Below are 12125 nucleotides of genomic sequence, written 5' to 3' on the forward strand. Positions count from 1 at the left end.
GGGCGCAGCGGTGCCGCCCCGCGACAAAGTCCGAGTATTATACTCAGACATTGAAGCGAAAATGTACAACGTCCCCTTCACGCATGACGTATTCCTTGCCTTCGAGCCGCCACTTGCCGACATCCTTGGCCCCCTGTTCGCCGCCATGCTCCACGTAGTCGTCGTAGGCGACCACCTCGGCACGAATGAAGCCCTTCTCGAAGTCGGTGTGGATCACGCCCGCGGCCTGCGGCGCGGTGGAGCCCCGACGCACGGTCCAGGCGCGCACCTCCTTCTCTCCGGCGGTGAAGAAGGTCTGCAGATCCAGCAGCTCGTAGGCGGTGCGGATCACCCGGTCGAGACCGGGTTCCTCGAGACCCAGATCGGCCAGGAACTCGGCACGCTCGTCAGGTTCCAGCACCGCGATCTCGGCCTCGATGGCAGCGCACACGCTGACCACCTGCGCGCCCTCCTCGGCGGCCTTCTCGCGCACCGCGCGCACCTGCTCGTTGTCCTCGGCCAGCCCCGCTTCATTCACGTTGGCGATATACATCAGCGGCTTGATGGTCAGCAGGTGCAGATCGCGCAGCAGCTCGAGCTCCTCCGGCTCCAGCGCCTGGGCACGCACCGGGATGCCCTCGCCCAGCCCCTCGGCGACCTTCTCCGCGGCCTGCAGCCGGGCGATGGCTTCCTTGTCCTGGGACTTGGCGGCCCGAGTCAGGCGCGTGAGGGCCTTGTTGACGGTCTCCAGGTCCGCCAGCATCAACTCGGTGCTGATGGTCTCGATGTCCGCCAGCGGATCCACGCGCCCGGATACGTGAACGATGTCATCGTCCTCGAAGCAGCGCACCACCTGTGCGATGGCATCGGTCTCGCGAATATGCGCGAGGAACTGATTGCCCAGCCCCTCGCCCTGAGCCGCCCCGGACACCAGCCCCGCAATGTCGACGAACTCCACGGTCGTCGGGAGGACCCGCTCCGGCGACACCAGCGCTGCCAGTTTCTCCAGCCGCGGATCCGGCACCTCCACCACGCCAACGTTGGGGTCGATGGTGCAGAAGGGGTAGTTCTCCGCGGCGATCTCCGCGCGCGTCAGGGCGTTGAACAGGGTCGACTTGCCGACGTTGGGCAGGCCGACGATGCCGCATTTCAGACTCATGGGATTTCCTCGGATGTAACTCGGTGCGGGCTCAGCCGGAGCCGCGACCGTGCAGATGGCGCACGGCCTCGTCCCAGCGGCCGGCCAGCAGGGCCGGGATCTCGCGCGCCGCGTCGTCCAGTGCCTCGCCGATCGCCCGAGCCGCATCGCGATCGGGACGATCCAGCACGAACGGGACCACCTGGTCGCGTTCGCCGGGATGACCGATACCGACGCGCAGACGGCAGTAGGCGGGGCCGCCCAGGTGCCGGTGCAGGTCGCGCAGACCGTTGTGCCCGCCATGCCCTCCGCCATGCTTCAGGCGGACCACCCCGGGCTCGAGATCCAGCTCGTCGTGGACGACCAGGATCTCCTCCGGGGCGATGCGATAGAAATCGGCGCATTTGCGCACCGGCAGGCCGCTCCTGTTCATAAAGGACATCGGCTTGAGCAGCCAGGCATCACCTTCGGGGAGGGTCAGCCGGGCAGCCTCGCCATCGAAGCGGTTCTCCGGGCGAAAGCGGACGCCGTGATCACGGGCCAGGGCATCCACAAACCAGAAGCCCGCGTTATGCCGGGTTTCGGCGTAACGCGGGCCCGGGTTGCCCAGCCCGACCACCAGGCGAATCGGCGCAGGTCGGCTGGTCATGCGGGAGGTCGTGACCGCGGCGTTCAGCCGTTGTCTTCCTCGCCGCCGGCTTCCTCGCCCGCGGCCTCGTCACCACCTTCCTCGCCTTCGGCGCCCTCGGCGGCGGCCGCACCACCACCGCCGCCACCCTTGGCGGAACGCGGCAGCTGCACGGTCACGACCGCGTAGTCGTATTCGTCGCCCTGCATCAGCGCGACCATCTCGACACCCTTGGGCAGATTGCCCTTCAGGTCGGACAGGTGCAGCGTCTCGCCCACGTCGACGTCGGTCATGTCGATGTCGATCGATTCCGGCAGGTCGTCCGGCAGGCACTCGACCTCGATCTCGTTGACCTGACGGTTGATCATGCCGCCGCCGGGCTTCACGCCCTTGCAGGTCTCCTCATTGAGGAAATGGATGGGCACGTTCACGCGGATCGGCTGGTTGGCGCTCACGCGCAGCAGATCCACGTGATAGATGGTGGGCTTGAACGGATGGCGCTGCACATCGCGCAGGATCGCCTTCTGCGACTGGCCGTCCAGCTTGACCGTCAGGATGTGCGAGTAGAACGCATCTTCCTTCAGGTTGTGGACCATCGCGTTGTGATCCAGCGTGATCGGCACTGCGGGATCTTCGCCGCCATACAGAATGGCAGGCAGCTTGCCGGCGCGACGCAGGCGGCGGCTCGCACTCGAACCCTGTTCGTCACGCTTTTCGGCTTCAAGGGTAAAACTCATGCTCATGATGACGTTCTCCAGAATGAACGCGCCCCACCCGCGACCAGGTGAGGCGTAAAGCGGGAGGCCCTTCCTCCCGGATTCGGGGCAGCCGGCGACCGCCGGCGACGCAGGCCGGGTTCCGCCGGCCCGGGCTCAGTCCACGAACAGCGAGCTCACGGACTCCTCGCGGTTGATGCGGCGGATGGTCTCCGCGAGCATCTCCGCGACCGAAAGCTGCCGGATCTTCGGACAGGCCTGCGCGTTGGGCTGGAGGGCCAGGGTGTCGGTCACCACCAGCTCGTCCAGCGCCGAACCGTTTATGTTATCAATCGCCGCGCCGGAAAGCACGGGGTGCGTGGCATAGGCGCTGACCGAGGAGGCGCCATGCTGCTTCAGCGCCTTCGCTGCCTGACACAGCGTGCCGGCCGTATCCACCAGGTCGTCGATGATGATGCAGGACTTGCCGCGCACGTCCCCGATGATGTGCATCACTTCGGATTCGTTGGCGCGCGGACGGCGCTTGTCGATGATGGCCAGGTCGGCATCGTCCAGCCGCTTGGCGATGGCGCGGGCGCGCACCACCCCGCCGACGTCCGGCGAGACCACCGTCAGGTCGCCGGAGACGTGCCGCCAGACATCGCCCAGCAGCACCGGCGAGGCATAGATGTTGTCCACCGGAACGTTGAAAAACCCCTGAACCTGATCGGCATGAACGTCGATCGTCAGCACGCGATCGGCGCCCACCGCCTCGATCATGTTGGCCACGACCTTGGCCGAGATCGGCACCCTTGCCGAGCGCACGCGGCGATCCTGGCGGGCATAACCGAAATACGGAATCACCGTGGTGATACGCCCGGCCGAGGCGCGGCGCAGGGCATCCACCATGATCACGAGCTCCATCAGGTTCTCGTTGGTGGGCTGCCCGGTGGGCTGGATCAGGAAGACGTCGCGTCCGCGAACGTTTTCCAGGATCTCGACCTGGACCTCGCCGTCACTGAACCGGCCGACGGTTACCTTGCCCATCGGCAGGCCGAGATGCTCGGCAACGCCCTGTGCCAGTCGCGGGTTGGCGTTCCCCGCGAAGATCATCATGCGACTCTTGTCGACCACGACTTGTCCCGGTCTGGGTGGTGCGGAGCCGCGCCCGGATGGCGCGGTCTCCAGTAAGGAACCCCGGCCGGGGCCGGGGTTCGGGAATATGGCCCCTCGCCTTCGGCGCGGGGCGATTGTATGGCTGGGCCGGCAGGATTCGAACCTGCGCATGACGGGATCAAAACCCGTTGCCTTACCGCTTGGCTACGGCCCAGTAGAATGGCGGCCCGACTCGGGCAACCACGCCCGCAGGGGCGACTCGTTGCGCAGCCGGGTGACCCGGCTGCTCCAGGGCAGCGGCTGCTCCTCGCGTGCCCTTTCGGCGTCGGCGCGCTCGCGAAACAGCCCGAACACGCAACCGCCGGTTCCGCTCAGGCGGGCCCGGTCGGTCTGCGAGCCCAGCCAGTCCAGCGCCCGGGCGATATCCGGATAGCGCGTCCGGACCACCGGTTCGAAGACGTTCCCAAATGCCGCGCCGTCGACCGCGTGCGAAATTCTCTCGGTGGGACAGTCGCGTGTCAATTCTCCTGATCCGAACATGGTTCCGGTGGCGACCGGGACACCGGGGTCGATCAGCAGCGCCCAGGGGCAGTCGGGCCGCACCGGAACCAGGGTTTCGCCCACGCCTTCGGCCCATGCGGCGCGGCCGCGCACGAAGACCGGCACGTCCGCGCCGAGACGCAGGCCGAGATCGGCCAGGGTCGATTCGTCCAGGCCCAGCTCGAACAGATAATTCAGCGCAACCAGGGTAGTGGCGGCGTCGGAGCTGCCTCCGCCCACCCCGCCACCGACCGGAAGGCGCTTGTCGAGGTGGATCGTCACCCCCTCGTGCCGGCCGGCGGCCTCGAACACCAGGCGGGCAGCGCGCACGCACAGGTTTTCCGACCCGTCCACCGCATCCGCGGAGGCCATCGCCACCTCCCCGCCGGGGCGCGGCTCGAAGCGCAGCCGGTCCTCCAGATCGATGAACTGGAACACGGTCTGCAGCTCGTGGTAGCCGTCCGTGCGCCGACCGGTGATGTGCAGGAAGCGGTTGATCTTCGCGGGCGCGGGGAAGATCTGCGCAAAGAGCTTGTCCATCAGGCGGATCCGTCTCCCATCTGCCACTGGCGGATCACGGCGCGCAGCGTGAGCGCATCGCGCTGCAGCTCCATGCGCACCGGCAGGGACTCGCCGTCGAATTCCTCGTACTTGCCGTATTCGATTTCCCAGCCGGCCTGACGGATGCGGATCGGACGCCCTTCGGCATCCACTTCGCGCTCGTAGGCATGCGCCGGGTCCGGGAGCCCGCGTACCCAGTAGACCATCCCCGACACCGGAATCGCATCGCCGGTGAGACGCTGCGCCAGGACATCCGGATCGCGCGCGCTGTGATGCTGGCCGTCGCGCGTCACCAGCCGCGCCGGCTGCCCCTCGGCGAGGGTCAATCGACCGCCACCCCGTCCCATCGGACCGGACAGATCGAGGATATGCGTACCCCCCTGCACCCGCCAGTTGAGCTGTGCGGACCAGTATTCACGCTCGGTATCCAGCCCCAGGCGGGCCACCAGGCGCCAGGTTTCGATGGCGGCGAGCCGCTCACTGCGCTCCTCGAAGGCCCTTTGCGCGGCGTCGCCCCGATCCACCTCGGGCAGGGCGGCACACCCGGCGAGCAGCATTACGGTCATCAGCGCGAGTGCCGCGCGCACACCCGACCCCCTCATTCGACTCATTCGAGCAGCTCGCGCCGGACGCGCTGCAGCCGCTCGTGTCCGGGTTCGCGCTCCAGCGCCTTCTCAAGCAGATCGCGCGCCTCGTCGCGCTCGCCCTGCTCCCACAACACGACGGCCAGATTACTGGCGATCTCGCCGTCCTCCATCATGCTCCAGGCCCGCCGCAACTGTTCCTCGGCCTCGTCCAGCCGCCCGAGCCTGTAGAGCACCCAGCCGTAGCTGTCGACCACGGCTGCGTCATCGGGACGCTGCTCGAGGGCCTGCGTGATCAGCTCGTAGGCCTCCTCGTAGCGGTCGGTCCGGTCGGCCAGGGTGTACCCCAGCGCGTTCATCGCGGTGGCATTGTCCGGTTCGTTGTCAAGGATCGTGCGAAAGTCCTGCAGCGCCGCGTCCACCCGGTCCAGGCGCTCGTGGATCAGCCCGCGCAGATACAGCAGGTCGCTCTCCTCCGGGAAGGCATCCAGGGCCGCATTGGCGCGTTCCAGTGCACGTTCGTAGGCCTCTTCCTCGCGCAGGGTGTTGACCTCCACGACCCAGGCCTCGCGCGCCACGTCGGCGTCGTCGTGCGTCTGCAGTTCGTCGAACGCAGCGCGCGCCGCCCCGGCACCGTTTTCGCGCAGAGTCAGGGCCGCCAGGCGCAGCCGCGCATCCGCGCGAAACTCGCCCTCGCCGACCCGCTCGAAGAATGTCCTGGCCCGGTCCGCATCCCCCTCCAGTTCGTGCAGACGGCCCAGATAATAGGCCACCTCGTTCTCGCGCACGCCGCGGGCATCCAGGGCCTCCAGCTGCTCGCGCGCGGCCTCGTTCCAGCCGCTCTCGAGGCTCAGCAGGGCCAGCGTCAGGCGGGCCTCGTGGTCGTCGGGGGCCAGCTCTGCCAGCCGCGCGATCTCCTCCGGGCCCCGGTCGTCGTCGGCATGGTCGGTCAGCGCATGGGCGTAACCGATGCGGGCGTCGCGACTGTCCGCGTGGGCGGCGACGGCCTCGCGCATCAGGGCCAGGGCCTCGTCCCCGCGTTCGTCTCGCTCCAGGGCCTGTGCCCGCAACAGGTACAGGCTGATGGCGTCGGGATGCTGCTCGAGACCCCGCTCGGTGGCCTGCAGGGCCGCCCCGGTCGCGTCGAACCGCAGCGCAAGTTCGGCATACACTCGCCAGGTGTCGCGATCCTCTGCCCGCCGCGTGGCGAGGTGGTCCAGGGTCTCCAGCGCGTGGTCCCGGTTGTCGGCCTGCACCATCAGCGAGGCCAGCGATGAATAGGGGCTGGCACCTTCCCGCGCGCGCCGCTGCATCAATTCATCCAGCAGCTGCGCGGCGGCCTCGACCTGCCCGGCGTCGATGCGCAGCAGCGCAACGATCTGTACCGCCTCCATGTGTTCGGGCGACAGGGCCAGCCAGCGCTCCCCGGAACGCAGGGCCTGCTCACGATCCCGCGCGAAAAGGGCAATGCGGGTGGCCCGCTCGGCGATCTCCGGGTCGTGGCTCAGCGCCGCCGCCGCACCGTAGAAGGCCGCCGCGTCGGCGGTCTGCCCGGAACGCACGGCGATCTCGCCGGCAAGCACGCTGAACATCAGCGCCGCCTCCGGATCCTCCTGCAATCCGCTCTCGGGCAGGGTCACGATCTCCGGGGCGTCGGTTTCCAGCGGCTCGCCGGCACCGAGCGAATGGTGCGCACAGCCGCTGACAAGGAGGACAACGGCCGCGGCCAGCAGGGTTCGGGTCATAAAGGCATTCCATGCATGTCAGCTTTCAGTGAGACGGCACCGGGCCGCGCCAGGTTCCTTCGGGCCCGGCATCCGGATTCCTGCGCACTGTACCGAACCCTTTCACCGCGTACACTACTGACCCGCAGGGGACGTTTTGCGGCACAATACGCAGGTTATGCTCTTCGCACTCGGAATCAATCACAAGACGGCGCCGGTCGAGATCCGCGAGCGGCTGTCGGTCAGCCAGCACGAACTGGACGATGCGCTGCATTCGCTGCGCTCCGGCGTGCGGCTGCCGGAGAGTGCGATCCTCTCCACCTGCAACCGCACCGAGGTCTATTTCCGCGAGAGCGGGGAGGACAGCGAACACCGAGTGGTGGACTGGCTGGGCGGCTACCACGGGATCGACCGCGCCGAACTGCGGCCCTATCTCTACCTGCACCACGACGGCTCGGCGGTACGCCATACCCTGCGGGTCGCCAGTGGTCTGGATTCGATGGTCCTGGGCGAACCGCAGATCCTCGGCCAGATGAAGACCGCCTACCAGTACGCCCATGACGCCGGCACCCTCGGACTGTCGCTGGAGCGGCTGTTCCAGCACGCCTTCGCCACCGCCAAGGACGTGCGCACCGAGACCGCGATCGGCCAGAGCGCGGTCTCGGTGGCCTTCGCCGCGGTGTCCCTGGGGCGGCAGATCTTCGGCGACCTCAAGCCACTGACCGCGATGGTGGTGGGCGCCGGCGAGACCATCGAACTGGCCCTGCAGCACCTGCGGGGCCTCGGTATCGGCCGGGTGATCGTGGCCAACCGGACCGAGGAACGCGCGCGCAGCGTGGCCGAACGCTTCGACGGCGAGCCCATCGGCCTGGACCATCTGGGCGAACGCCTGCCGGAGGCCGACATCGTGATCTCCTCCACCGCCGCGCCGGTACCGATCCTCGGCAAGGGGGCAGTGGAGCGTGCGCTGCGCAAGCGCCGCCGCAAGCCGATGTTCATGGTCGACATCGCGGTCCCGCGCGACATCGAACCCGAAGTCGGCCAGCTGGAGGACATCTACCTGTACACGGTGGACGACCTCCAGGAAGTAATCGACGACAACATGGCCTCGCGTCAGGCCGCCGCGGAACAGGCCGAGGAGATCATCAACCAGCGCGCCGGCGAGTTCATGCGCTGGCTGCGCGCGCGCGACTCCATCGACAGCATCCGTCAGCTGCGCGAACGCGCGGAGACGGTGAAGGACGAGACCGTGGAGCGCGCCCTGGCGATGATCCGCGCCGGGCGCTCGCCCGACGAGGTCCTGCCCTGGCTGGCGCACACCCTCACCAACAAGCTGATGCACCACCCCTGCAAGAGTCTCAACACCGCGGCCCACGAGGGCGACGCCCGCCTGCTGGAGGCCGCGCACCAGCTGTTTCAGCTGCCCGAACGCGAGGACGACCCCGGACATGACCGCGGGCGTGATCACGGACATGAACCGGGACCTGACCACGGCGCGGAACCCGACGACACCAGGGACGACGCGTGAAGGATTCCTTTCGCGCCAAACTGGAGGGCCTGGCCGAACGCCACGCCGAGATCGCCGGCCTGCTCGCCACGCCCGATGCCGCCGAGGACCCCGAGCAGCTGCGCCGGCTGTCGCAGGAATACAGCCAGCTGGAACCGGTGGCCGAGGCGTGGAAGGCATGGAACGAAAACCGCGCCGCGCTGGAGGAAGCGCGCGCGATGCTGGAGGACGACGACCCCGAACTGCGCACGATGGCCGAGGGCGAGATCGAGACCCTCAGTGCACGCAACGAGGAACTGGAGGCCGAACTCTACCGCCACCTGATCCCGAAGGATCCGCACGACGACGCCAACGTGTTCCTCGAGATCCGCGCCGGCACCGGCGGTGACGAGGCCGCACTGTTCGCCGGCGATCTGCTGCGCATGTACAGCCGCTACGCGGAACAGCGCCACTGGCAGCTGGAGATCCTGTCGGCCAGCGAGGGCGAACACGGCGGCTACCGCGAGGTGATCGCCCGACTCGCCGGCCAGGGGGCCTATTCGCGGCTCAAATTCGAATCCGGCGCCCACCGCGTGCAGCGCGTACCCGAGACCGAGTCCCAGGGCCGCATCCACACCTCGGCGGCCACGGTCGCGATCCTCCCGGAACTGGAGGAGGTCGAGATGCCGGAGATCAACCCGGCCGACCTGCGCGTGGACACCTTCCGCTCCTCCGGTGCCGGCGGCCAGCACGTGAACAAGACCGATTCCGCCGTGCGCCTGACCCACCTGCCCACCGGCATCGTGGTCGAATGCCAGGAAGAGCGCTCCCAGCACAAGAACCGCGCCCGCGCGATGAACTTCCTCGCCGCGCGGCTGTACGAGGACGAACGCGCCGCGCAGGCCGAGGCCCAGAGCGCCGAGCGCAAGGGTCTGGTGGGCAGCGGCGACCGCTCGGAACGGATCCGCACCTACAACTTCCCCCAAGGGCGGGTCACCGACCACCGCATTAATCTGACGCTGTACAAGCTGGAGCAGGTGATGGCCGGCGACCTCGACCCGGTGATCGACCCGCTGATCCACGAGCACCAGGCGGAACAGCTCGCCTCCCTCGCCGACGCCTGATGGACCACCCGGCCACGCTGGACGCCCTGCTGGCCAGCCTGCGCAACCGGCTGCAGGAGGCCGGCGTGGAGGCCGCCGGCCTGGAGGCACGCCTGCTGCTCGGCATGGCCACCGGCCTGAGCACCGCGCAACTCATCGCGCGCGGCGGCGATGCTCCCGGCCCCACGCAGGCAGCCGCGGCCGAGGCGTTGTGCCGACGCCGCCTGCAGGGCGAACCGATCGCCCACATCCTCGGCCGGCGCGGCTTCCGGACCCTGGATCTGGGGGTCTCCCCGGCCTGCCTGATCCCGCGCCCCGAGACCGAGGTGCTGGTCGAGGCCGCGCTGGGGGTCATCGACGCGGCGCCGGAAGAACACCCCCGGGTGCTGGACGCGGGCACCGGCTCCGGGGCCATCATCCTTGCGCTCAAGGCCGAACGGCCGGCGATCGACGGCTTCGCCAGCGACACCAGCCTCGACGCCCTGACCCGCGCCCGCGCCAACGCCCGCGAACTGGATCTGGACGTCCGCTTCTTCGCCGGGGCCTGGCTGCAACCGCTGGCGGCCTCCGCGCGCTTCGACCTGATCGTCTCCAATCCGCCGTACATCGCCGCGGACGACCCGCATCTGCAACGCGGCGACCTGCGCTTCGAGCCACGGGATGCGCTGGTCGCGGCGCAAACGGGACTGGCGGACCTGCATGAACTGATCGCCACCGCACCCGATCACCTGACGGACGACGGCTGGCTGCTGCTGGAACACGGATTCGACCAGGACGCGGCGGTACGGGCACGACTGGAGACCGGGCCGTGGACGGACGTCACGACCTGGCCCGACACCGCCGGTCATCCCCGCGTGACCGGAGCCCGCCTGCGGGCCCGGCGCTGACTGACAGACATGCCGAGGCCCCCGGCGCATGAACCGGGGGCCCTGCGTGCCATGCGCCGGACCGGCGAGCGGCCCGACGGCACATCACGGACGCGGCAGCGGCAGTGGCAGCTTGAGGTGGATGCTGCCGGAGGAACGCCGGTCACGATGCTCCCGCGGCCCCGAACGGTGCGAACGACCGTAGTAGTGATGATGGTAGTGCCGTTCCGCACCGCGGTGGCCGGGTCCACGCCCGCGCGAATGACCGCGCCGGGAATGCTTGTGGCCGCGCGCACCCGGATGCCCGCGCTTGTGCTTGTGGCCACGACTCCCGGGATGCCCGCGCTTGTGCTTGTAACCGCGTTTGCCCGAGCGCCGATCATGGCGGACCTCCTGCAGGCCCTCGACCGAGAACTGCAGCGTGGCCCCGCCGGATGCCCCCTTGACCGGCGTCGCGGCCTGGGCCGGTGCCGCGACCACAAAGGCGAGCAGTGCGGCGGGCACGACCACGGCGGTCAGACGCTGCAGGATGGATTTTTGTTCAGGGTTCATGGGACGCCTCCTTCCCTTTCTCTTCTGGCCGGATTGCCGGGAACCAGACTAGCCCTCCCGACTGAACCCCCCTTGAACCGCCTGCCGCGTTGCGTGAAGTCCCCCGCAGTTCCGGCACGCGGTCCGCGCGGCCATGTGACGGAGTTACAATCTACCCATGAATGACGACGAGCTCCTGCGCTACGCACGCCAGATCATGCTGCCCGGTATCGGGGTCGAGGGCCAGGAAAGCCTGCGCCGGGCGCATGCGGTGGTGATGGGCGTGGGCGGACTGGGTTCGCCGGTAGCGGCCTACCTGGCGGCGGCCGGGGTCGGCCGGCTGACCCTGGTGGACCCGGATCACGTCGAGACCAGCAACCTGCAGCGCCAGATCCTGCACGGCGAGGCCGACGTGGGCGCGGACAAGGTCGCCTCCGGTGCGCGGCGCCTCGCGGCGTTGAACAGCGCCTGCCGGGTGGAGACCCGGGCCGAACGGCTGAACGCCGACGCGATGCGCGCGCTCTTCGCCGGCGCCGACGTGGTGCTGGACGGCACCGACCATTTTGCCGCGCGTGGCGCGATCAACCGCGCGGCGATCGCCACCGGCACGCCGCTGGTCTCCGGCGCGGTGATCCGCTTCGAGGGCCAGCTCACCACCTTCGATTTCCGCGACCCGCAGGCGGCCTGCTACCACTGCCTGTACGGCGACGAAGGCGCGGACGAGGACACCTGCGCGACCAGCGGGGTGCTGGCGAGCCTGCCGGGGGTGGTCGGGAGCCTGCAGGCGACCGAGGCCCTCAAGCTGCTGGCCGGCCTGCCGACCCTGGCGGGGCGCCTGCTGCTGATCGACGGCCTGCACATGCAGTTCCGCGAGATCGGCCTGCAGCGCGACCCGGCCTGCCCGGTCTGCGGAGATCCCCCGTAGGAGGCCAGCCCCTGGCCGATTCGGCGCCGGAGGCAGCCCGGACGCCCGATCGGCCGGAGGGCCGGCCTCCCACAGGGATTTACCCGGTCTGCGGAGATTCCCCGTAGACATGATGGATTGACCTGCCCGACCTCGAGAGCGTGGGTTATGTTCTCGGGGTTGGGATAACCACCTTCAACACAGAGCCAATATCGAGGGGGCAGGTCATGAACCAGTTTAGCGCGGAAGGGATGAAGGATGCAGGGCCGG

At 68.8% G+C, this 12125-nt stretch carries 12 protein-coding genes and 1 tRNA gene; 4 read left to right on the forward strand and 9 right to left on the reverse strand.

What is annotated here, in order from left to right:
* Positions 1–43: 43 nt before the first annotated feature.
* The 8 genes from ychF to F620_RS0110095 form a co-directional block, all read right to left on the reverse strand.
* Complete coding sequence (ychF, locus tag F620_RS0110060) at positions 44–1138, reverse strand: redox-regulated ATPase YchF (protein WP_019570452.1); 1095 nt, start codon at positions 1136–1138, stop codon at positions 44–46.
* A gap of 31 nt (positions 1139–1169) precedes the next feature.
* Positions 1170–1766, reverse strand: a complete 597-nt coding sequence (gene pth / locus F620_RS0110065) for an aminoacyl-tRNA hydrolase (RefSeq protein ID WP_018869812.1) — start codon at positions 1764–1766, stop codon at positions 1170–1172.
* 23 nt (positions 1767–1789) lie between these two features.
* Entirely contained in the window at positions 1790–2488 is a 699-nt protein-coding gene (locus tag F620_RS0110070) for a 50S ribosomal protein L25/general stress protein Ctc (RefSeq protein WP_018869811.1), read from the reverse strand.
* A gap of 129 nt (positions 2489–2617) precedes the next feature.
* Positions 2618–3574, reverse strand: a complete 957-nt coding sequence (locus tag F620_RS0110075) for a ribose-phosphate diphosphokinase (protein WP_018869810.1) — start codon at positions 3572–3574, stop codon at positions 2618–2620.
* 121 nt (positions 3575–3695) lie between these two features.
* Positions 3696–3770: transfer RNA gene (locus F620_RS0110080), tRNA-Gln, on the reverse strand.
* On the reverse strand, positions 3761–4636 hold the full coding sequence (ispE, locus tag F620_RS14665) for a 4-(cytidine 5'-diphospho)-2-C-methyl-D-erythritol kinase (RefSeq protein ID WP_026331409.1): 876 nt from the start codon (positions 4634–4636) through the stop codon (positions 3761–3763). Before ispE ends, F620_RS0110080 begins: the two co-directional genes overlap by 10 nt.
* Positions 4636–5259, reverse strand: a complete 624-nt coding sequence (lolB, locus tag F620_RS0110090) for a lipoprotein insertase outer membrane protein LolB (protein WP_231373890.1) — start codon at positions 5257–5259, stop codon at positions 4636–4638. The genes ispE and lolB overlap by 1 nt, the downstream gene beginning before the upstream one ends.
* 5 nt (positions 5260–5264) lie before the next feature.
* Positions 5265–6986: a tetratricopeptide repeat protein gene (locus F620_RS0110095; RefSeq protein WP_019570454.1), complete on the reverse strand. Its 1722-nt coding sequence runs from the start codon at positions 6984–6986 to the stop codon at positions 5265–5267.
* 157 nt (positions 6987–7143) lie between these two features.
* On the opposite strand from F620_RS0110095, the gene hemA reads away from it, so the two are divergent.
* From hemA to prmC, 3 genes are read left to right on the forward strand one after another with little or no spacing between them, the layout of a single operon-like run.
* The gene (hemA, locus tag F620_RS0110100) at positions 7144–8493 is read left to right on the forward strand and encodes a glutamyl-tRNA reductase (RefSeq protein ID WP_019570455.1); all 1350 of its coding nucleotides are present in this window, start codon (positions 7144–7146) and stop codon (positions 8491–8493) included.
* Complete coding sequence (prfA, locus tag F620_RS0110105) at positions 8490–9575, forward strand: peptide chain release factor 1 (protein ID WP_019021481.1); 1086 nt, start codon at positions 8490–8492, stop codon at positions 9573–9575. The genes hemA and prfA overlap by 4 nt, the downstream gene beginning before the upstream one ends.
* Positions 9575–10441 carry a peptide chain release factor N(5)-glutamine methyltransferase gene (gene prmC, locus F620_RS0110110; RefSeq protein WP_019570456.1) on the forward strand — a complete coding sequence of 289 codons (867 nt, stop codon included), beginning with the start codon at positions 9575–9577 and terminating at the stop codon, positions 10439–10441. The genes prfA and prmC overlap by 1 nt, the downstream gene beginning before the upstream one ends.
* 84 nt (positions 10442–10525) lie before the next feature.
* On the opposite strand, the gene F620_RS0110115 is transcribed toward prmC, so the two are convergent.
* Positions 10526–10972 carry a hypothetical protein gene (locus tag F620_RS0110115; RefSeq protein ID WP_019570457.1) on the reverse strand — a complete coding sequence of 149 codons (447 nt, stop codon included), beginning with the start codon at positions 10970–10972 and terminating at the stop codon, positions 10526–10528.
* A 157-nt stretch (positions 10973–11129) separates the two neighbouring features.
* Between F620_RS0110115 and F620_RS0110120 the strand changes: the two genes are divergently transcribed.
* Positions 11130–11876, forward strand: a complete 747-nt coding sequence (locus tag F620_RS0110120; protein WP_019570458.1) for a molybdopterin-synthase adenylyltransferase MoeB — start codon at positions 11130–11132, stop codon at positions 11874–11876.
* The last annotated feature ends 249 nt before the right edge of the window (positions 11877–12125 follow it).

Origin of the sequence: Thioalkalivibrio sp. ALE11, assembly GCF_000381205.1 — a bacterium.
GTDB lineage: Bacteria > Pseudomonadota > Gammaproteobacteria > Ectothiorhodospirales > Ectothiorhodospiraceae > Thioalkalivibrio.